Raw genomic sequence first — 19,571 nt, 5'->3', positions numbered from 1 at the left:
AGGCCGTCGGCTGCGCACACTCCATGATCAAACCCCCAGGGGTATGAGCGCAACCCCTGATACTGGCGGCAGACCGTCGCCGCCCGGCGGGACTACCGGGCGGGGTCGTCCTGCTGGTAGACGTCGGGAATTCCGTCCATGTCCGCGTCGACCTTCTCCGCTTCTTCGGCCTGGCGGTACTGCCGGTTCCGGGTCCGCAGCACCACCGTTGCCAGCAGGGCTGCCAGCACGGAGGCCGCGAGGATGCCCACCTTGGCATGGTCGTCGTGCAGGCTGCCGTGGCCGAAGCTCAACTCGGCGACCAGGAGCGAGACGGTGAAACCGATGCCGGCCAACAGGGACACCCCGAAGACGTCGATCCACTTGAAGCTGGTGTCCAGCCGGGCCTTGGTGACCTTGGTGAGCAGCCAGGTGGTACCCATGATGCCGATCGGCTTGCCGAGAACCAGCGCCAAGATGATGCCGACAGCCACCGGGTCGGTCAGCGCCGATCCCAGTCCTTCCCAGCCGCCCACGGCCACACCCGCGGAGAAGAATGCGAAGATCGGGACGGCGACGCCGGCCGAGATCGGACGGAAGCGGTGTTCGAAGACCTCCGCGAGTCCCGGACCGGCGTCCGGTCCGCCGCTGGTCTTGGAGCGCAGGACCGGGATGGCGAAGCCGAGCAGCACACCTGCGACTGTGGCGTGGATCCCCGAGGCGTGGACCAGGGCCCACGTGACCGCGCCCAGCGGCAGCAGAATCAGCCACGCCGCCGAGGCCTGGATTTTGAAGAAGCGCCGGTACTTGTGCGCCAGGTAGGTGTAGATGCCCAGCGGAATCAGGGCCAGCAGCAGCGGCATCGGCTGCAGGTCACTGGTGTAGAAGATGGCGATGATGGTGATGGCGATCAGGTCGTCCACGACGGCCAGGGTCAGCAGGAAGATCCGCAGGGCGCTGGGCAGGTGCGAGCCGATGATAGCCAGCACGGCGACGGCGAAGGCGATGTCGGTGGCGGTGGGGATCGCCCAGCCGCGCAGGGTCTCCGGGCTTGCGAGGTTGACGACGGCGTAGATCACGGCCGGGATGGCGACGCCGCCGGCGGCAGCGGCGACCGGAACGATCGATTTGTTCAGCTGCCGCAGGTCCCCGGCGATGAACTCGCGTTTGAGTTCGAGGCCGACCAGGAAGAAGAAGATCGCCAGCAGCCCGTCCGCCGCCCAGGCGCCCAGGCTCAGTTCCAGGTGCCAGGGTTCGTAGCCGAACTTGAAGTCCCGCAGGGCGAAGTAGCTCTCGGAAACCGGCGAGTTGGCCCAGATCAGGGCGATCACCGCGGCGGCCACCAGGAGGGCGCCGCCGACGGTTTCCTTGCGGAGGATCTCGCCGATCCGGAGGGATTCGGCGTAGCTGCCACGGCCGAAGATGGTCAGACGCGGCCGGGTGGGAGGGGGTGTGGGGCTCATGCGGGGAGTCCTAAAATTTGGGTCGACAGAACTATGCCGACCAGACTTCCCGGCGCACCTGCAACCCAGTCTAGTGGGTCATTGCATGGTGCTGAACCGTTCGGCCTTGGCTTTGCTGCCCTGGACGATGATCTGGTCGTCGTCGTAGAGCACTGTCTGCGCCGTGGTGTGGCCCCAGGTGCCGCCGGGGCGTTTGACCGCCACGATGGTGATGCCGTATTTTTCCCGGAGTCCGAGGACGCCCAGCGGCCGGTCGCGGGCGGCGGAGGGCGGGCTGGTGCGGATCATGACAAAGTCGTCCTCGAATTCCACGTAGTCAAGGATCGAGCCCAGGACCAGGTGCGCGACGCGCTTGCCCATGTCGTGTTCGGGACGGATGACGTGCTCGACGCCGAGCTGGCCGAGGATCTCGGCGTGCGGTTCGCTGATGGCCTTCGCCCAGATCTGGGGACGCTGGAATTTCAGGATCCGGGAGGTGGTCAGGATGCTGGCTTCGATGTCCGAGCCGATGCCGACCACGGCACGGTCAAATTCATGGACCGAGAGCTGGCGCAGCACCTCTTCCTTGGTGGAGTCGGCCCTAACCACGTGGGTGAGGCGCCCGTTGTAGGACTGGACGATTTCGTCGCTGGCGTCGATGCCGAGCACCTCGGTACCCTGCGCTTCCAGTTCCAGTGCCAGCGAGCCGCCGAAACGGCCGAGGCCGATGACCACCACGGAGGACGCCTTGTCACTGGCGGCAGCGGAGTGGGACGAGAAGATGTTCCTAGCCAATGAGGGGCCTTTCCTTAGGGTACTCGTAGAGCAGGGGTCGTTCGCGCAGCGCCAGGGCTGCGCCGAGCGTGACCGGACCCAGCCTGCCGACGAACATGAGCATGATCAGCACGAGCTGACCGGCGGGCGGCATGCCGGCGGTGATGCCGGTGGACAACCCGACCGTGGCGAAGGCCGAAATGACCTCGAACAGGATCCGTTCCTGCCCGAAGTCGGTGATCAGCATCAGGAACATCGTGGAGCCGGTGACGAGGGCGATCGCCAGCAGCACCACGGTAATGGCCTGGCGGTGCACCGCACGGGACAGGCGCTTGCCGAAGATGTTCACGGCCGTTCCGCCCTGCAGCTCGGTGCTGAGGATGAAGAAGAGCACGGCGAACGTGGTGATTTTCAGGCCGCCGGCCGTACCGGCCGGGCCGCCGCCAATGAACATCATGATGTCCATGCCCAGCCAGGACACGGGGTTCATCTGGGCGATGTCGATGCTGTTGAAGCCTGCGGTGCGGGTAATGACGGACTGGAAAAAACCGGCCAGCATGCGCTCGGCCGGATGGAGGCCGCCCAGGGTTGCCGGGTTGGCCCATTCGACGGCGGTGAGGAAGATGGTCCCTCCGGCGAGGAGGGTGCCCGAGCCGACGAGGACGAGTTTGGTGTTCATGCTCCAGTGGATGGGACGCCGGTACTGCCGGCCCAGTTCGAAGAGGACCGGGAATCCGAGTCCGCCGATAATGACGGCGGCGGCGATCGGCAGGCAGATCCAGGGATCGCCGACGAACCCCATCAGGTTGTCCGAGTACAGGGCGAAGCCTGCGTTGTTAAAGGACGAGATGGAGTGGAACACGCCGTGCCAGACCGCCTCGCCCAGCGGGTAGCCGTACCCGGCCATAAAGCGGACCGTGAGGATCAGCGCCAGCACTGCTTCCACCACCACGCTGATCCGCAGGACGCCGACCAGCACGCGGCGCACGTCACCGAAGCCGCTGCTTTTCGTCTCGGCAGCGGCGGATATCCGGGACTTCAGGCCCAGCCGGCGGGCGGTCAGGACCCCGAGCAGTGTGCCGAAGGACATCACGCCGAAGCCGCCGATCTGGATGAGGACCAGGATGACCACCTGGCCGAAGCTGCTCCAGAAGACGGGGGTGTCCACGGTGATCAGGCCGGTGACGCAGACGGCGGAGGTGGCGGTGAACAGCGCCTCCAGCAGGCTGGCCCCGCCCCCGCTGGCCTTGGCCATCGGGAGCAGCAGCAGCCCGGTCCCGACGGCGACGGCAGCGGCGAAGCCCAGCACAATCACCTGGGCCGGGTGGCGCGGCGCGACCACGCGGAGGAACCGGGTGACGCCCGAAGCCAGGGCGCGCGGAACCTCGGGAACTTCGACTTGCATAGGCGCCACGCTACCACCGGGCGGCGGCCGCGGCGGACGGGCTTCAGCCGAGCAGAAGCTGCACGAGTTCGCGGCACTTCCGGTAGGCGGCGGCCTTCGGGTCGATCAGGGCGAAATGGTCGCCCGGGACCTTCAGGAGCTGGACCGGGGCACCGGCGGACTTGGCCGCCGCCGTGTAGGAGTCGGACAGGCTCGCGGGGACGTCGGCGTCGTCCGTGCCGTGGACGGCATAAACGGGGACCTTCAACGGCACTGCGCTCATCGGATCCGCATATTTATGCCGTTTCGGGTATTTCTCGGAGGAGCCCCCCAGCAGGTTGCTGACCGCGCCGTTGCTAAGGTTCAGGCGTTCGGCTTCCGCGAGGTTGAGCACCCCCGACTGGCTGACGACGCCGGTCAGGTGCACTGCGCATTTGTCGTCCCTGCGCAGCAGCTGGCGGTCAGCGTCCGGGGCGCCGAGCTGGGAGAGGCGGCTCCGTCCCGCAGCCCAGACCGCAAGGTGCCCGCCGGCGGAGTGTCCCAGCGCCACGACCCGGTCGAGCCTGAGGTCATGTTCGGTGGCGATGTCGCCGAGCTTGTCGATTCCGGCGAGCACGTCGGAGAAGGTATGGGGCCAGCCCCCGCCGTTGCCGGCCCGGCGGTACTCCAGGTTCCAGGCGGCCATACCGTGCGCCGCTAGGTCCCTGGCCAGCGGTTCGCCGAGTTCCGCGCCGTACTGCGAGCGCCAGTAGCCGCCGTGGATGACCACCACCACGCCCTTGGTGACGGCGGCCTCCGGCAGGAAGAGCTCCCCCCACTGGCTGGGATCGTCGCCGTAGCTGTACCTATGCCGCTTCACAGTGTCCTCCTTGGGGCCCGGTGAACAGGCGGCGGTGACTGCCCCCAGAGTCACCGTCGCTGCGGCCGCGATCAAAGCCCGACGCCGCACATCAGCCATGTGAGGAGCCTACCTTGACCGCTGCGCGGCACGGCGTAAGGCGGCACCGGCCCGGGTTGCCGGGCCGGTCGGGGCGGGGGTGTCACCCCTCCGCCGTCGTACCCCGGCCGTAAGCTGGATGCATGGCGAGCAACTGGGATCGACTGGACCCGAAACTGCGCGAGTCCGTGCAGGAGAACGTGGAACTCTACGAGCGGGTGCGCCCTGCCCTGAAGCTGGTCACCCGCGAGGTCCTGCTGACGCTGCGGAGCATGCTCAAGGGCACCGAGGTGACGCCGCTGTTCGTTACCGGCCGCACCAAGACGGTCGAATCCTTCCGCGAGAAGATCTCCCGCATCGAGGAGCCGCTGGAACCGGGCGGCCCGCCGGTGCTGAAGTTCCCGGATCCGTTCCGGACCCTGAATGACATGGTGGGCATCCGGGTGATCACGAAGCTGCCGGCGGAAAACGCGGTGGTCGCCAACCTGATCAAGCGCCAGCGCCAGCTCTTTGACTGCCGCGGCGACCGCGAGAAGGACATCGGCTCCATCGAGTCGGGGACCTACGGCTACTCCAGCCGCCACCTGATCCTGCGGACCATCCAGAACGAGGCCGTCAAGGAGTACCAGCAGGCCTTCAACCCGGAGGTCCAGCCGAACGGCAGCTATTTCTTCGAGTGCCAGATCCGCACCGTGTTCGCGCACGCCTGGAGCGAGATCGAGCACGACATCCGCTTCAAAGCCGAGGATCCGCGCGCCTGGACCCCGCACTTCGACCGCCAGTTCACTGCCACGGCGGCCATGCTGGAAACCGTGGAAGGGGCCTTTGCTGACCTGCACGAACGCTACGAGGAGGTCCGCAGCTACTGGGACATGGACGGCGAAGGCGCCGCGCAGCTCACCCCGAACCGGATCCGCGATGTCTGGCGCACGCTGCTGCCGCACGTGGACCGGAAGGTCGACGACGACTGGGGCTGGGCCGCGGAGCTGATGGCCGCCCACGGCCTGAACCAGACCATGCAGCTGGCCGGACTGCTCAGCGCCAACCGGATCACGGAGGTCCGCAGGGCCCTGGACCACCGCTACTCCCCCGGCCCGGACCGGCTGCTCGATGACCTGCTGCTCTGGCAGTACGGCACCAAGCACATCGACCTCACCGCCGAACCGGCTGACGCCGTCCCGCACCCGCGGCGCGACAGCCTCCTGCGCCGGCTCAAGCAGATCGAGCGCTACCGGCTGACGCAGGGGTAGGGGAACGCCGCCCTAAAGTCCGGTCGGCTCCAGGCGTTCCTCGAGCAGTTCAGCAGCTGAGTTCCCGGAGTCGACCAGCCGCACCCGGTACGCGGCTTTGCCGGGAGTTTCCGAGACCGCCTCGACCAGTTCGGTCCCGCGGTAGAGCAGGCCCACGCCGTCGTCCGTGCAGTGGGTCTCGCCCAGGGCTCCCTCCGCCACCAGGCGGTGCACGAGCGGGCGGCGTGCGGCTTCGGAGTCGTAGTGGACCCCGTTGTCGTAGGGAAGCAGTCCGAGGCCGTTGTCCACCGCGCGCAGCTCGGGACCGAACGAGTCGGTGGTCCCGCCGTTGAACCAGCAGATGGACCCGGCCGAGACGCCGGCGAGCACTACCCCGGCTTCCCAGACGCGCCGGAAGATCGAGTCCAGCCCGTGGGCGCGCCAGACGGCGAGGAGGTTGACGACGGAGCCGCCGTTGACCCAGACGAGGTCCTGGCCGAGCAGGTATTCCTCGACGTTGGCGACGTTGGGCATGGTGAACAGGTTCAGATGCGTGAGCTGGAAGCCGGCGACGCTCCCCGCTTCGCTGACTTCGTTGTTGAACCAGCGCTGGTCGCCGCTGGCGGTGCCGACGTGGGCGACCCTGGGCGCCCGCCCGGTGACCCCGGACAGGTCCACGGCGTAATGGACCAGCTTGTTGAACTCCAGGCGTGTCCGCTCCCCCGGTTTGTAGCCACCGGAGGTCGCGAGGATGGTCGGACTTTCGGCAGCCATGGCGGGGTTCTCCTAGGTCGGGGACATACGGTCTCGCCATAGAGGCTACCCGCCCCCGTGGGAATGGCTGGCAGGAATCCGCAAGCCGGCCTGCGCGGTTTCCCCACCTTTGAACAAGCGACGCCGGTACTCGCCGGCGATTCGGCACGAAACGCGGGGCGCCGAGTTCAAACGTGGGGAGATTCCGGCGTCGAGGGCGGCCTCAGGCGAACCGTGCCAGGGGGTTCTGCAGCCGGCCGGCCATCTGCAGCCCGCCGGACGGGTCGGTCAGGTCCAGCATCTGCTGGTTGTTGCGCAGCTGCAGCCGGTTGAGGCAGGACAGCGGGAAGTCGTCGGCGAACAGCTCATGCCGGGCAAATTGGTCCGCGAGCCCGGGGTGCTTGCCCTGGTAGGTCCGCAGGACGGCCGCGGCGGTCCGCCAGAATTCCTCGCCGCTGAGCTGGCCGTCTTCCTCCAGCAGCGCGCTGAGGAAACGGAAGATGCAGTCGAAGACGTCGGTGAAGATGGCCAGGACTTTCTCCTCGTCCGGGATCTCGGCCTTGATCCTGGCTATCTCGTCGGGCAGTTCCAGGCGGTCACCCATAACGACGATCTCCTCGGCGATGTCCTTCATCACGGCACTGACCGGGACACCGTTCTCGAGGATCAGGATGACGTTCTCGCCGTGCGGCATAAAGGCCAGCTCGTAGGCGTAGAGGCAGTGGACGAGCGGGACGAGGTAGGCCTCGAAGTACCGGCGCAGCCACTCCGCCGGCTCCAATCCGGAACGCTCGATCAGCGCGGACACCATCGGTTTTCCCGCGGCGTCGACGTGCAGCAGGGACGCCATGGTGGCCAGTTGCTGCCCGTCAGCCAGCAGCGGAAGCGGGCTTTCCCGCCACAGCGCTGACAGCATCTTCCGGTACGGCGACTCCTTCGCCGCCGCGGCCTCGTAGTAGCCGTTGTGGTAACCGATGGCGGCGACCTCGCGGATGAGTTTCAGCCCGCGCTGCTGCAGGGTGGCATCGCTGAGGATCAGTTTCTGGAGCCAGTCGTTGATGGCGGGGGTGGCCTTCATGTACTGCGGCGACAGCCCGCGCATGAAGCCCATGTTCAGCACGGACATGGCCGTTTTGACGTAGCACTTCTCCGGCGAGGCCGTGTTGAAGAACGTCCGGATGGACTGCTGGGCCTGGTAGCTGTCCGCCCCGATTCCGAGATGCACGATGTGCTGGCGCGCCAGTTCCGCGGCGAAGGTCACGGCGAGCTTGTTGTCCCATTGCCACGGGTGGACCGGCATCAGGAAGTAGTCGGCCGGGTCCAGGCCCAGGGCGCCGAGCTCGGCGTCAAAGTACCCGACGGCGGCCGTCCCCAGTTCGGCGTCGAGGTGGTTGCGGTAAGTCAGGCCCTCGGCGGACGTGAAGACGGCCTGGGTCCGGTGCACCGCGATCCACTCCAGCTGCACGGGGGCTCCCGCCTCCGGGGCGAACGCACGGTAGTCAGCGATCCCGAAGCCCAGCCGCCCGTTGTTGGCCACGAAGCAGGGATGGCCTTCGGTCATGCTCCGTTCGATGGTCTGGAAATCGATGGCGGCGTCGGCCCCGCCGGTCACGCCTGCTGCCAGTTCCGCGGCCGAGGGCTGGCCGCGCCACTGCTTGTAGGCGTGACTGGAGAGCGTGCTGCTGATTTCCTCAAGGTATACCGGGAGCATCTCCTCGCGGATTCCCAGGGTGTCCCGGAACTCGGTGACAAAGCGCAGGGCATCAAGCTCAGCCCCCGGCCCCGCGGGACATGCCCCTCCTTCAGCCCCTGGCGTGGGCATGTCGGGATATGCCCACGCCTCGATGCGGCGGATGGACGTGTCCGCGATGGACCAGTGGTCCAGCTCGAGTCTGCGGGCCGTGAACCGGTATTCCACGGCGCCGTCGTCGCTGGTGACGCGGTAGTGGGCGGGATCCCGGGGATCCGCCGGAACGGCAGGGCACGGGGCACCAGTTCTCGACAGTCCCCCGGCCCCTTCGGGCGTGGGCTCCGGGGTGAGCAGTTCCGGCGTGAGGATCCGTTCGTGCGAGAACTCGGCGAGCGCCTTGCGGATGACGTGCCGGTTGGCGGCGGCCCAGCGTTCCGGGGTCAGGTGGGCGGTGGCGGTGCCGGCGGTCAGGACGGATTCGAGGTCAGCGATGGTCATAGCGGTGCTCCCTGGCGGGTCGGGGACGAATGAAGGTCAAGGCGGGCGGCATGGAAGCCTTCCCGGGTGCAGAAACTGAGCAGGGCCTGCTTCCCGGGCAGGGCCACCTCCCCGGCGGGCAGGAAACCCAGCCGGGCGTTGAGGAGGTGGATTTTCGTGTTGCGGGCGTCGGGTTCGACCACGATGCGGTCCACGCCCGGGCCGGCGAACAGCCGCTCCAGGACGGCGTCCATCACCCTCGTGGTGTAGCCGGGCCGGGGCGGACCGGCCGGCGGGGCGACCAGCAGGTGCATCCCGAGGTCACCCGGCCGGACGGCGTACACGCCGGCCAGCGGCGATGATTCCGGCAGATACGCCTCGGTCAGGAAGGCGGGGACGCCGTCGTCGAGCCCCAGCAGCGCGTGGTGGTGGCCACTGGACTGGATCCTCGAATACTCCTCCACGACGTCCTCAACGGTGCAGGTCAGCATGTCCCAGAAGGTGGCGTACGGCTGGGTCACCCATGAGTGGAGGAGCGGCGCGTCGGCCACCGGGACCAGGCTGCGGAAGGTGAAGCTCATGCCGGCGCCCCCGCCGCTGCGCGGACAGCGCCGGGCACGGCGCCCTGCCGCACTGCCTCCGGAGGCGGCCCGAACTGCTGGAACGCGATGCTGCGCTCCACCGGATAGACCTCGCGGCCGGTCATGTCGCGCAGGATGCAGGAGTTGCGGTAGGCGGCCATGCCCAGGTCCGGGGTGACGAAGCCGTGGGTGTGCAGTTCCGCGTTCTGGACGAAGATCTCCCCGGGTTCGACGCCGGTGCTGTAGTTGCGGTCCACGGCGAACCTGCCGCTGTTGTCCCGTGCGATCCGGTGCTGCACGCCGGCCAGGAACTCCGGCTCGCGGTAGCTGTAGCCGGTGGCAAGCACCACGGCCTCGGTCTCCAGCGCATACTCGGCGCCCGTTTCCTCGTGCCGCAGCTGCAGGGTGTGCGACGCCGACACCGGGTCCCACGCCGCGCCGGTGAGCGCCGAGTGGGTCAGCAGCCGGGTGTCCACCATGCCGGCGAGGCTCTTGGTGTAGAGCAGGTCGTAGATGGCGTCGATCAGCTCCGCGTTGATGCCTTTGTAGAGGTTCTTCTGGCTCCTGACCAGGCCGTCGCGCTTCTCCTGCGGCAGGGCGTGGAAGTAGTCCACATATTCCGGCGACGTCATCTCCAGGGTCAGCTTGGTGTACTCGAGCGGGAAGAACCGGCCGGAGCGGGTGACCCAGTCCAGCCGGTAGCCGTGGACGTCGATCTCCTGCAGCAGCTCGTAGTAGATTTCGGCGGCGCTCTGGCCGCTGCCGACAATCGTGATGCTCCGCCGGCGCTGCAGGTCACTTTTCCGCGGCAGGTACTCGGCGTTGTGCAGGACCAGTCCCCCGGCGTCCACGATGCCGCCGCAGGCCGCCGGAACATAGGGCGAGGTGCCGGTGCCCAGGACCAGCCGCCGCGCGTGCAGCACCCCGGGACCGTCCGGGCCGTCCACCGCCAGGCGGTACACGCCGTCGTCGTGGCTGATTCCCCGGACGTCCGTGCCGAACCGGACCGAATCCAGCTGGCCCGCCACCCACTGGCAGTACTGGTTGTACTCGGCGCGCAGCGGGTAGAAGTTTTCCCGGATGTAGAAGCGGTACAGCCGTCCGGTCTGCTTCAGGAAGTTCAGGAACGAATACGACGACGTCGGGTCCGCCAGGGTCACCAGGTCGGCCATAAAGGGGACCTGGAGGTGGGCCGGTTCGAGCATCATCCCGGGGTGCCAGTCGAAGGATTCCCGGCGCTCGAGGAAGACGCCGTCCAGCCCGTCGACGGGCTCGCTCAGCGCCGCGAGGCCCAGGTTGAAGGGCCCGACGCCGATCGCGGCGAAGTCGTGGATCCGCGGCGGTGCGCCGGCGTTCATACGGACACCTCCGCGGCGGCCAGCAGCGATGCCCCGGTGGTCCGGAGCAGCTCGATGATGCTTTGGATGTCCTCCACGCCGGCCTCGGCGTTCAGCAGGGTGAACTTCAGGTAGTGACGGCCCGCGACGGTGGTGCCGGCCACCACGGCCTCGCCGGAGGCGAAGACGGCGGAGCGGATGTCCTGGTTGAGACGGTCCGCGGCGTCCTCTGACAGCCGGCGGCCGTCCGGCCGGAGAGGACGGTAGCGGAACACCAGCGTGCTGAGCTGCGGCGGGGCGGCGAGCTCAAAATCTGGATCGGAAGCCAGGACGGCACCCACACCCGACGCCAGGTCAATGGCCTCGTCAAAGAGCGCCCCGAGCGCGTCGGCACCCATGATCCGCAGCGTCAGCCACAGCTTCAGGGCGTCAAAACGGCGGGTGGTCTGGATGCTCTTGTCCACCTGGTTGGGGCGGTCGACGGCGGCGGCCGGGTTCAGGTAGTCGGCGTGGAAAGTCACGTGCCGCAGCGTGGCCGCGTCCCGGACCAGCAGGGCGCTCGAGCTGACCGGCTGGAAGAACGTCTTGTGGAAGTCGACCGTGACCGAATCCGCCCGGTGGACGCCGTCGAGCAGGTGCCGGTGCCGCCCGGAGACCATCAGCCCGCCGCCGTAGGCTGCGTCGACGTGGAACCAGGCGCCGTGCCCGCGGGCCGCTGCGGCCAGTTCGTCCAGCGGATCAATGGCCCCGAAGTCGGTGGTCCCGGCCGTGGCCACCACCGCCATGGGGATGAGGCCGTCGTTCCGGGCCCGTGCCAGTTCCGCGGCGAGCGCCTCCGGATCCATCCGGTGGTCCTGCCCGCAGCGGACGGACACGACGGCGTCGTACCCCAGCCCCAGCATGGCCGCGGACTTTCGGATGCTGAAGTGGCTGTCCGCGGAGGTGAAGATCCGCAGCTTCTCCAGGAGGGAAGGCAGCCGGAGCCCGTCGTGTTCCGGGTCCAGTTTCAGCCATTCGACGGTCTGGTTCCGGGCCAGCAGCAGGGCCTGGAAATTGGACTGGCTCCCGCCCGAGGTGAAGACGCCGTCCGCGGAATCGCCCAGCCCGAGCCGTCCGGCGGCCCAGGAGATGAGCCGCCGTTCGATCATGGTGGCGCCCGCACTCTGGTCCCAGGTGTCCATCGAGGAATTCACGGCGGACAGGACTGCCTCGGCAACGAGGGCCGGGATCACCACGGGACAGTTCAGGTGCGCCGCGTACTTGGCGTCGTGGAAATAGACGGCGTCCCGGAGGTAGACGTCCTCCAGTTCCTCGAGGGCAGCCGCGGTATCCCCCAGCGGAACTCCCAGGTCCACGCCATCGACGCGGCGCTTCAGCTCGCCGGGGGTGGCCCCGGTGAACGGTCGCGTGCAACCCGAGACCCTGGCGGCGACCGTCTTGACGCCCCTGAGCACCTCGGCCGTGTAGCCGGCTGAGTTGCGGGCGTTGAAGAGGTGGGCGGCGGCATTTTGCACCAGCCGGGCCGGGGAACCGGTGCCGGGCTGGACGCCGGCCACAGTGCCGGCCTGGGTGCCGGGAGGCACGGGGTGAACATCCACAGGGGTTACGGGCGCCACAGAGGAATCCTTCGTTTGACGTTAGACAGCATCGACTAAGCTAACCCTTACTTAGGCAAGCCTTAACGTCAAACTAGTGTGACTTAATTCCCTTGAGGCGGTGATTCGTTGGCTGGTGGCCGGTGCGTGCGGCTACCGGTGGGCGTAGGTGAGGCAATCGGCGTTGTCGGCACCGGGGCCGACATGTACTTCGGCGGCCTGGCACATGAGGTGGTCGTTGTGGACGCATTCGGTGCGCTGGCAGGCGCCGACGTCGGCGAGGACCTTGGGCAGGCCGCCGTGGACACCGATATCGATGAAGGTGGCGCAGGAGGCGTGATCTTCGGCGCCCCCGACGGTGATGGCGGCGGCGTTGCAGTTGGAGTGGTCGTTGAAGGAGCAATTGGTCACGCTGCAGTCGGCTACGTGCGTCGTCATGGGATATTCCTCCGTGGTCCGGCCACCCGGGCTGGGCGGCTCCGTCTGTCCACGGTAGGCCGATCCTCGGCGAACAAAAAGACCCAATTGTGTGACCTAATGCCGCCGGGATGCAGCCGCCCTATGCCCGGGGGCTCTGGAACCGTGCGACGTACTTCCGCTGCCACGGAGTCTCAACGGCGCCCTTGCGGTAGCGCGCCCGCACGAAGGCCACGGCTTCCGCGGGCGGGACGCCGTCCAGGACCGCAAGGCAGGCCAGGGCGGTGCCGGTCCGGCCGCGGCCGCCCCAGCAGGCCACTTCGACCCGCTCAGTCTCGGCCCGGCGCCAGGCCTCCATGAGCGCGTCCAGGGTGTCGGCGTCGTCGGCGGGCAGGCGTAAATCCCGCCAGCGGACCCACCGGGAATCCCAGGGCACCGGGGCCGGGCGCCTTCCCAGCAGGTAGAGGCCAAACTCCGGCCGCGGCCCGGCGGGAAACGGCAGGAGCAGCCCCCGGCCGCGGATCAGACGGCCGGAAGGAAGTTCCAGGACTCCGCCCTGGCCCGGATCCCAGGTCTGCGTCATCTTCCCGAGCGTAGCCCTTCTGTAGACAACACGCACCGCCCGCGTTCCTGCCCGGTTACTCCTCGGCCGCAGCCTGAAATCCCTGCGAATCCGGGCGGCACGCCGTGGCCTTCCGGGTGCGGACAGAAGTAACTGGGCGGGAGCGCGGCCTAGTGGCCGGCGCCGAGCTTGCCGCCGAGGCGTTGGCGCATCGAGGCGTTGGCGCATCGAGGCGTTGGCGCATTAGGAGACTGGCGTCATTGAGGCCCCCGACGTCCACGCTCTTGCCGTGGTGTCGGTATTTTTCGGTGATGGCGTCCAGCGATGCAATGGTGGAGGCGTCCCACAGGCGGCTGGCGCCCATATCGATGACCACGCGCTTGGGATCCAGCGCGTAGTCGAACTGGGGCCTGGCTGGCGCGGCGTCCGCTGCAGGACGGCTAGAGGTATTGTCCCGGACCGCGCTGCCCGGGCGGTTAGTCCCGAAGCCGCGCGATCAACGCTGCGACGGCCTGCTCGCCGACGGCGTCCGCCGCCGCGGCCCCCGGCGCCAGGACGTCGACACCCTGCGGCTGCAGGGTGTCCAAGAAAACCAGCAGGGCCACGCCACGCTCGACCAGTTCCGCCATCGCTTCGAGGTCGGCAGAGGTGCGCTCCGCCGGCACGGAGCCGAGGATAACGCCGTCGGCGCCACCGGAGAGCATAAACTGCCGCCAGCTTTCGCCCACCAGGATGACCGGCTGGTAGCCGTGCGGGGGCAGGATCCTGGCGGCCGCCGCGGCGAGCGCGCGGTCCCAGGGATCGTCGAGGTCGGTGATGGCCACGGCCACGACGTCGGTGCGTCCGCGCCGCATCCCGCGGGCGGCCCGGTTGGGCACATACCCGAGCTCGCGGGCCGCGGCATGGACACGGTCCTGGGTGGGCTGGCTGATCCGGGTGTTGCCGCCGGGGCGGCCGGATAGCACGTAGGAGACCGTGGTCAGGGACACGCCTGCCGCCTCCGCGACGTCGCGGATGGTGGGCTTGGATCCGTGCCGCACTGATGACTCCCGGGTACTTCTCCGCCGCGGATTCGCGGCGTTGCTGAAAACTTCCTCTGGGGCTCGACGCCCAGTGTGAACTCTAGCCCGCGGGGAGGTTCTTGGTGAACGCCAGCGGGCCGATGGTTTCCGGGTCCGCGGACAGGTCAAACTGGGCTTCGCTTGAGACGAAGTGGGACGAGAATCTGCGAACCCGGGCCCGGCTGGCCTAGATTGCTTAACAAGCCAGCAGATCACAGGAGGTAGAGGACTTGTCGTTGACCTCGCCGCATTACCCACCGGCTCACTATGGTTGATGGGATAGCCGACCGCATCTTCGCCGTGCTGCGCGGCTCCTCGCACGTCACCAACGCCAGGGAGGCGTAGATCCGATGGCAGAAGACAGATACACCACCGAAAGGGACACCTTCGGGCGGCTCCTGGCGGACCGCGAGGTCTGGCGGCAGGCGGGCACCATCCCGGCAGCCGGCGAACTGACCGCCCGCTGGCTGGAAGGCCGGAGCGAATACCAGCCGGGAACCTTTGCCCCGAGCATCGACGATGAGACGACCGCGATCGCCGGCGAGCTCGCGGAGCTGAACCGAAGCGGGCTCTTTACCAAGGAATCCCAACCCGGCGTGCTCGCAGAGGGGCACTCGCAGCGCGCCTACGTGACGGGATTCTGCAGCGTGGAGTCGGCGGCCGCGCTCCTGGCGCTGTCCGGCCGGACCGATCTGGTGACCGTCGCCCACGCTCCCGGCGAAGCGAGCCAGTCTTCCATCCCCGTCACCCTGCAGGACGGCGAAGTGGCGACAGTCCTGGGCAGCAGCGAAGGCCCGGCCGGCGAAGAGCAGCTTCGGGACTGGTCCGAGGAGGCCAACGACACCCTCGCCCTGCTGCTGGCCGAGTCCTGGTACGTGGAGGTCTTCGACCCGGTGTGGGGACGGAACGGCCTGCTCCTGCCGGCAGTACTCACGGCGCTGGCCGGCGTGGAAGCAGGCGGCTAGAGCGAGTCCCAGCCGATGCTGGCGGCTTCGTCCAGGGTGCGTGCCTCGAAATGCTCCAGCATCTCGCGCATGCCCTCCATGCTCTGCTTGAACGTCGCGGACGCCCGCCACTGCTCGGCCTGTTCCAGGGATTCCCACGGTCCGGTGCTGATGAACCGGTTCCGGACGTCGTGGTCATGCATCAGCACGGCCTTCGCGTGCGGGAAGTCTTCCTGGGTCTTCCGGGCCAGATCCCGCCAGGCCTGCACGAAATCATTCTCGCGGCCCGGGTGCACCAGCCAAATTCCCAGCGTATAAACCGACACGTCGATCGCCTCCATAGTCTGCAAGGGGTGGATACCCCCGATTATCGGCCCGGCCACCGTCCTGCCGGTAGGGCCGATTTACCCGTGGGCGGGCCGCCTCCGGTGGATCGACTTGTAGCTCAGGTACGCGTTAAGGCCCTCGATGCCGTACTCGGTGCCGAGCCCGGAGTCGTGCCGGCCGCCGAAGGGTGCGGCGTGGTTGGAGGCGAAGAAGTTGATGCCCACCGAGCCGGTGTCCATCCGGTCCGCCACGGCGAGCGCCGCGTCCGGATCGCCGCCGAACACCAGCCCGCCCAGCCCGAACTCCGTGTTGTTCGCCAGCGCAACGGCCTCGTCAGCGCTGCCGCCGGCGTCGTCGTACCTCAGGATGCAGATGACCGGGCCGAAGATCTCCTCCCGCGAGATCCGCATGTCCGGGGTGACGTCGGCGAAAACGGTGGGTTCCACGAAGTACCCGCCCTCCAGCCCGCCGCCCAGGGACGCCGCGCGCCCGCCGGTGGTGGCGCGGGCGCCTTCGGCCAGCCCCGAGTCCACATACTCCAGCACCGTGTGGTACTGGGATTCCGTCGCGCAGGGCCCGAAGACCGTGTCCGGATCCAGCGGGTCGCCCTGCTTTCCGGCGGCGATGGTGCCGGTGACCATATCCACGACTTCGTCGTAGCGGCTGGCGGGAGCCAGGATGCGGGTCGAGATATAGCAGGTCTGCCCGGTGTTGCGCATCGAAGAGCGGATCAGCACCTTGGACATCGCGTCCAGGTCCGCGTCCGGCAGCACGATCGCGCTGGATTTTCCGCCGAGCTCCAGGGTGACGGGGCGCAGCAGTTCGCCGCAGGCCGCCGCGATCTTCCGGCCGACCGGCGTCGACCCGGTGAACGCCACCTTGTCCACGCCCGGGTGCTTCACCAGGGCATCTCCCAGCCGCCCGGACCCGGTGACCAGGTTGACGACGCCGGCCGGGACACCGGCCGCGGCCACCGCGTCGATGATCACCCGGAGCGACAGAGGGGTGGGCGACGCCGGTTTGATCACCACGGTGCAACCGGCCAGCAGCGCCGGGGCGAGTTTGATGACCACCAGGTTGATCGGGAAGTTCCAGGGTGCGATCAGCGCGCACACGCCGATCGGTTCGCGCCGGACCACGGATTCGCCGCCGCCCTTGGGGAAGGCCCGGACGTCCTCGCGTTCGAGGTAGCCGGCGAGGGTGGCGAAGTAGCGGAAGATGCCCGCGGCGTTGGCCGCGGCCCCGGCGGATTCGGAGACCGGCGATCCGTTCTCGCGGGTGTTCGTCAGCGAGAGTTCCCCGGCGCGCTTCTCCACCTCCTCGGCGATGCGCAGGAGGTACGCGGCCCGTTCGGAGGGCGCCAGCCGCGGCCAACCGCCGTCGTCGAACGCCCGGCGGGCGGCGCCGACGGCGGCGTCCACGTCTTCCGGGGTGCCGTCCGGGACGGAGCCCCAGACTTCGCCGGTGGCGGGATCGGTGACCGGGTTGCGGCCGGTGCCGCGCGCCGGGGTCCAGACGCCGTCGACGAAGATATCGTCCACGTGCGTGTACGGGAGCTTGAGCGCGGCGCGGGCGGCCAGTGCGGGAGCGTCGTGCGTCGCGGCGGTCACCGGATCACCGCCGTCTTGAGCAGGGCGGTGGAGCGGTTCAGGTCGGCGGTGGCCATGTCGTGGGCGGCCTGGGTGATGAGTTCGGGCACGATTTCCGTGGCCAGCCGGTCCGTGTAGGTGGCCGGGTCCATCTTGAACCAGGAGGAGGCCAGGGCAATCCCTGCCTGGTCGAAGCGCCAGAGCCGGTCGGCGTCGCGCATCAGCGCGTCCTCCAGGGAGTGGGCCACCGGGCGGGTGTCGTGGCCGTCGATGATCGCGCAGACACGCTCGATGAAGTCCGTGGAGTAGCCCAGGCCCGGCAGCACCCGGCGGGCCACGTCGCAGCCCTGCTTCTCGTGTTCGTAGCGGATGGTGGCCTTGCGCCAGTCGCCGGTAAAGCCCTCGGAGATGATGCGGGATTCGTCCACGTGGGCCCAGCCGGTGTCGTGCAGCAGGGTGGCCACCCGGACCAGTTCGGCGTCGGCCTCGGGGTGGGCGCGGCAGAGCCGCTCGGCGAAGGCGAGGGAGATCGGCAGATGGATGTCGTTGCCGCGGGTGCGGGTCTCGTGCACCACGGCCCGCCACAGCCCATCGAGGTCCTCGAGCGCCGCCGGAGTGGTGGCGATCGGGGCGGTGTCCACCGGTCCCGGCGCCGGGACCGGCCGGACCGGGTACGCGGCGGCGAAATCCGCAGCCGCCGGGTTGTCGGAAACCGGGGTCGCGGTGCCGGTGTCGGCTACCGGGGTCTTGGGGGTGGTCATAATGCTCCTTCGGGTGGGACCGACTTACTGTCTGAGTGGAGTTAGCTGTCCGTGGTGATCGTCTTGAGGGGTGTGGCCGGGTCCGCGGCGGCGTTGGCGGGGATGTTCTGGCCTTTGGCGAGGGCGTTTTTCACGGCCATGAAGTCCAGCGGGGCGTTGACGCAGTCCGCGGCGATGACCTGGCCCTGGCGGTAGTAGAGGACGCTGAATTTGCCGCGTTGCTCATCCCGCCGCAGCACGGTCCGGTCGTAGCCGTTGCAGAGTCCGGCGATCTGGAGCTTGAGGTCGGCCTGGTTGGACCAGAACCACGGGATGCCGGCGTATTCCTCGCGCCGGCCGGTGAGCGAGTAGGCGGCGACCTTGGCGTGTTCGATCGCGTTGTTGACGCTTTCCAGCCGGATCCGCTCGCCGGGTTCCGAGCCGGGCACCGGGTTGGGCATGTTGGCGCAGTCGCCGATCGCCACCGTGGTGCCGTCTGAGGCCAGCGCGAAGCGGTCCACGACGATCCCGTTGTCCACGGTGAGGCCGAGCTGTTCGGCCAGCTGGGTGTTGGGGATGACCCCGATGCCGACCAGCACGATCTGCGCGGGCAGCACGGTGCCGTCCTGGAGTTCGACGGCGGCGACGGCGGTGCGATTATCTGCTGTGCCAGCGGTAGTGAAGCGTTTGGCGCTCGTGTTGAGCCGGATGTCCAGGCCGCGGGTGCGGTGGGCCTGCAGGAAGTACTCGGCGGTTTCCTCGCCGACGGCGCGGCCCACCAGCCGCGGGCCGAATTCCAGCACGGTGACGTTCTTGCCCATCTTCTGCAGGCTGGACGCGGCTTCGAGGCCGATGAACCCGCCGCCGATCACCACAACGTCCTGCGCGTCCCCCACCCGGGCCTTGAGCGCCAGGGCGTCGTCGGCGTTGCGCAGGTAGAGCACGCCGTCCAGGTCCCCACCCTCGATCTCCAGTTTCCGGGCGCGTGCGCCCACGGTGAGGGCGAGGCGCTTAAAGGGGAACTGTTTGCCCGAGGCGGCATGCGCGACGCCGGAGCCGTCCGCTTCCTTCTCGATCCGGACGATGTATTCGCCCTTGACCAGCTCCACGTTGTGCTCGGCCCAGTACTCATTGGAGCGGAAGATCAGGGATTCGCTCTCCACCGTGCCCTGCAGGAACTCCTTGGACAGGGCCGGGCGCTGGTAGGGGCGGTGGTCCTCGTCGCCGAGCAGCGTGATGTGCTCGTCGAAGCCGAGCGCCCGCAGGGACACGGCGAGCTGGACACCGGACTGGCTGGCGCCGACGATCAGCAGGCCCGTGCGGGTGGGGCTGTCCGGCTGCGCTGCGGCGCCGGCGGACGGCTGCTCGGCGGCGGTCTTTTCGGCGGCGGCAACATGGGTGCCCATCACTACACCTGGGTTTCCGGGGTGGTGACGAACAGTTCCAGCTCGTCCGTCAGCCGGAGCTGGCAGGATAGCCGCGAGTTGTCCTCGCGGTCCACGGCGGTGCCGTAGAGCATCTCGTCCTCCATGTCCTCCATCGGCGGGAGCTTCGACAGGCAGTCCTCGCGGACGAAGACGTGGCACGTGGCGCAGGATAGCGACCCGCCGCATTCGGCCACGATGCCGGGGACGCCGTTGCGAACCGCGGTTTCCATGACGGAGTCGCCGGGATTGCCCTGGACGTCGCGGACGTCGCCCTCGGCGTCGGTGAAATGAACCGTTGGCATTGGTTCTCCTTGGGGTTGAAAGCG

General features: G+C 68.4%; 20 protein-coding genes. 2 read left to right on the top strand and 18 right to left on the bottom strand.

Going from position 1 to position 19,571, the window contains the following annotated elements; translation table 11 throughout:
- Positions 1-92: 92 nt before the first annotated feature.
- The 4 genes from nhaA to J2W14_RS02075 form a co-directional block, all read right to left on the bottom strand.
- The gene (nhaA, locus tag J2W14_RS02090; protein ID WP_307457673.1) at positions 93-1,442 is read right to left on the bottom strand and encodes a Na+/H+ antiporter NhaA; all 1,350 of its coding nucleotides are present in this window, start codon (positions 1,440-1,442) and stop codon (positions 93-95) included.
- 78 nt (positions 1,443-1,520) lie between these two features.
- Positions 1,521-2,216, bottom strand: coding sequence for a potassium channel family protein (locus J2W14_RS02085; RefSeq protein WP_307457670.1), 696 nt, complete (start codon positions 2,214-2,216; stop codon positions 1,521-1,523).
- Positions 2,209-3,600: a TrkH family potassium uptake protein gene (locus tag J2W14_RS02080; RefSeq protein WP_307457667.1), complete on the bottom strand. Its 1,392-nt coding sequence runs from the start codon at positions 3,598-3,600 to the stop codon at positions 2,209-2,211. Before J2W14_RS02080 ends, J2W14_RS02085 begins: the two co-directional genes overlap by 8 nt.
- Positions 3,601-3,643: 43 nt before the next feature.
- Positions 3,644-4,438, bottom strand: coding sequence for an alpha/beta hydrolase (locus J2W14_RS02075; RefSeq protein WP_307457664.1), 795 nt, complete (start codon positions 4,436-4,438; stop codon positions 3,644-3,646).
- Between the two features lie 221 nt (positions 4,439-4,659).
- Between J2W14_RS02075 and J2W14_RS02070 the strand changes: the two genes are divergently transcribed.
- Positions 4,660-5,766 carry a GTP pyrophosphokinase gene (locus J2W14_RS02070; protein ID WP_307457661.1) on the top strand — a complete coding sequence of 369 codons (1,107 nt, stop codon included), beginning with the start codon at positions 4,660-4,662 and terminating at the stop codon, positions 5,764-5,766.
- 12 nt (positions 5,767-5,778) lie between these two features.
- Here J2W14_RS02070 and J2W14_RS02065 read toward each other — a convergent pair whose 3' ends face one another.
- The 9 genes from J2W14_RS02065 to J2W14_RS02025 form a co-directional block, all read right to left on the bottom strand.
- Entirely contained in the window at positions 5,779-6,519 is a 741-nt protein-coding gene (locus J2W14_RS02065; protein ID WP_307457658.1) for a peptidase E, read from the bottom strand.
- A gap of 202 nt (positions 6,520-6,721) precedes the next feature.
- The gene (locus tag J2W14_RS02060; RefSeq protein ID WP_307457655.1) at positions 6,722-8,686 is read right to left on the bottom strand and encodes an IucA/IucC family protein; all 1,965 of its coding nucleotides are present in this window, start codon (positions 8,684-8,686) and stop codon (positions 6,722-6,724) included.
- Positions 8,683-9,246 carry a GNAT family N-acetyltransferase gene (locus J2W14_RS02055; protein ID WP_307457651.1) on the bottom strand — a complete coding sequence of 188 codons (564 nt, stop codon included), beginning with the start codon at positions 9,244-9,246 and terminating at the stop codon, positions 8,683-8,685. Before J2W14_RS02055 ends, J2W14_RS02060 begins: the two co-directional genes overlap by 4 nt.
- A complete protein-coding gene (locus J2W14_RS02050) occupies positions 9,243-10,604 on the bottom strand; it encodes a lysine N(6)-hydroxylase/L-ornithine N(5)-oxygenase family protein (RefSeq protein WP_307457649.1) in 1,362 nt (453 codons plus the stop codon). The genes J2W14_RS02055 and J2W14_RS02050 overlap by 4 nt, the downstream gene beginning before the upstream one ends.
- Positions 10,601-12,139 carry a pyridoxal phosphate-dependent decarboxylase family protein gene (locus J2W14_RS02045; RefSeq protein ID WP_370871177.1) on the bottom strand — a complete coding sequence of 513 codons (1,539 nt, stop codon included), beginning with the start codon at positions 12,137-12,139 and terminating at the stop codon, positions 10,601-10,603. Before J2W14_RS02045 ends, J2W14_RS02050 begins: the two co-directional genes overlap by 4 nt.
- 192 nt (positions 12,140-12,331) lie before the next feature.
- Complete coding sequence (locus tag J2W14_RS02040) at positions 12,332-12,616, bottom strand: DUF1540 domain-containing protein (RefSeq protein ID WP_307457646.1); 285 nt, start codon at positions 12,614-12,616, stop codon at positions 12,332-12,334.
- A 121-nt stretch (positions 12,617-12,737) separates the two neighbouring features.
- On the bottom strand, positions 12,738-13,178 hold the full coding sequence (locus tag J2W14_RS02035) for a protein-tyrosine phosphatase family protein (protein WP_307457643.1): 441 nt from the start codon (positions 13,176-13,178) through the stop codon (positions 12,738-12,740).
- A gap of 55 nt (positions 13,179-13,233) precedes the next feature.
- Complete coding sequence (locus J2W14_RS02030; protein ID WP_370871165.1) at positions 13,234-13,533, bottom strand: hypothetical protein; 300 nt, start codon at positions 13,531-13,533, stop codon at positions 13,234-13,236.
- A gap of 100 nt (positions 13,534-13,633) precedes the next feature.
- On the bottom strand, positions 13,634-14,197 hold the full coding sequence (locus J2W14_RS02025) for a LacI family DNA-binding transcriptional regulator (RefSeq protein WP_307457641.1): 564 nt from the start codon (positions 14,195-14,197) through the stop codon (positions 13,634-13,636).
- 371 nt (positions 14,198-14,568) lie between these two features.
- Between J2W14_RS02025 and J2W14_RS02020 the strand changes: the two genes are divergently transcribed.
- Positions 14,569-15,183, top strand: coding sequence for a DUF6919 domain-containing protein (locus J2W14_RS02020; protein WP_307457637.1), 615 nt, complete (start codon positions 14,569-14,571; stop codon positions 15,181-15,183).
- Here the strand turns inward: J2W14_RS02020 and J2W14_RS02015 are convergent.
- The 5 genes from J2W14_RS02015 to J2W14_RS01995 form a co-directional block, all read right to left on the bottom strand.
- Positions 15,180-15,488: an antibiotic biosynthesis monooxygenase family protein gene (locus J2W14_RS02015; RefSeq protein ID WP_307457634.1), complete on the bottom strand. Its 309-nt coding sequence runs from the start codon at positions 15,486-15,488 to the stop codon at positions 15,180-15,182. The two genes, J2W14_RS02020 and J2W14_RS02015, sit on opposite strands and share 4 nt — an antisense overlap.
- A 78-nt stretch (positions 15,489-15,566) precedes the next feature.
- The gene (locus J2W14_RS02010) at positions 15,567-17,099 is read right to left on the bottom strand and encodes an aldehyde dehydrogenase family protein (protein ID WP_307457631.1); all 1,533 of its coding nucleotides are present in this window, start codon (positions 17,097-17,099) and stop codon (positions 15,567-15,569) included.
- Positions 17,096-17,839: an HD domain-containing protein gene (locus J2W14_RS02005; protein ID WP_307457629.1), complete on the bottom strand. Its 744-nt coding sequence runs from the start codon at positions 17,837-17,839 to the stop codon at positions 17,096-17,098. Before J2W14_RS02005 ends, J2W14_RS02010 begins: the two co-directional genes overlap by 4 nt.
- 41 nt (positions 17,840-17,880) lie before the next feature.
- Positions 17,881-19,224 (bottom strand): NAD(P)/FAD-dependent oxidoreductase, encoded by a 1,344-nt coding sequence (locus tag J2W14_RS02000; protein WP_307457626.1) that lies wholly within the window; start codon positions 19,222-19,224, stop codon positions 17,881-17,883.
- A 2-nt stretch (positions 19,225-19,226) separates the two neighbouring features.
- Complete coding sequence (locus J2W14_RS01995) at positions 19,227-19,547, bottom strand: 2Fe-2S iron-sulfur cluster-binding protein (RefSeq protein ID WP_307457624.1); 321 nt, start codon at positions 19,545-19,547, stop codon at positions 19,227-19,229.
- Between the last annotated feature and the right edge of the window lie 24 nt (positions 19,548-19,571).

Origin of the sequence: Pseudarthrobacter oxydans (assembly GCF_030812335.1) — a bacterium.
Classification (GTDB): Bacteria; Actinomycetota; Actinomycetes; order Actinomycetales; family Micrococcaceae; genus Arthrobacter; species Arthrobacter oxydans_B.
Note: the sequence above shows the minus strand (reverse complement) of the source record. Positions and strands in the feature narration are given on the sequence as shown.

Coding starts and splice junctions, on each gene's coding strand:
- nhaA (WP_307457673.1), bottom strand. CDS start 1,442: ATGAGCCCCACACCCCCTCCCACCCGGCCGCGTCTGACCATCTTCGGC.
- J2W14_RS02080 (WP_307457667.1), bottom strand. CDS start 3,600: ATGCAAGTCGAAGTTCCCGAGGTTCCGCGCGCCCTGGCTTCGGGCGTC.
- J2W14_RS02070 (WP_307457661.1), top strand. CDS start 4,660: ATGGCGAGCAACTGGGATCGACTGGACCCGAAACTGCGCGAGTCCGTG.
- J2W14_RS02055 (WP_307457651.1), bottom strand. CDS start 9,246: ATGAGCTTCACCTTCCGCAGCCTGGTCCCGGTGGCCGACGCGCCGCTC.
- J2W14_RS01995 (WP_307457624.1), bottom strand. CDS start 19,547: ATGCCAACGGTTCATTTCACCGACGCCGAGGGCGACGTCCGCGACGTC.
- J2W14_RS02035 (WP_307457643.1), bottom strand. CDS start 13,178: ATGACGCAGACCTGGGATCCGGGCCAGGGCGGAGTCCTGGAACTTCCT.
- J2W14_RS02065 (WP_307457658.1), bottom strand. CDS start 6,519: ATGGCTGCCGAAAGTCCGACCATCCTCGCGACCTCCGGTGGCTACAAA.
- J2W14_RS02000 (WP_307457626.1), bottom strand. CDS start 19,224: ATGGGCACCCATGTTGCCGCCGCCGAAAAGACCGCCGCCGAGCAGCCG.
- J2W14_RS02060 (WP_307457655.1), bottom strand. CDS start 8,686: ATGACCATCGCTGACCTCGAATCCGTCCTGACCGCCGGCACCGCCACC.
- J2W14_RS02050 (WP_307457649.1), bottom strand. CDS start 10,604: ATGAACGCCGGCGCACCGCCGCGGATCCACGACTTCGCCGCGATCGGC.
- J2W14_RS02020 (WP_307457637.1), top strand. CDS start 14,569: ATGGCAGAAGACAGATACACCACCGAAAGGGACACCTTCGGGCGGCTC.
- J2W14_RS02040 (WP_307457646.1), bottom strand. CDS start 12,616: ATGACGACGCACGTAGCCGACTGCAGCGTGACCAATTGCTCCTTCAAC.
- J2W14_RS02005 (WP_307457629.1), bottom strand. CDS start 17,839: ATGACCACCCCCAAGACCCCGGTAGCCGACACCGGCACCGCGACCCCG.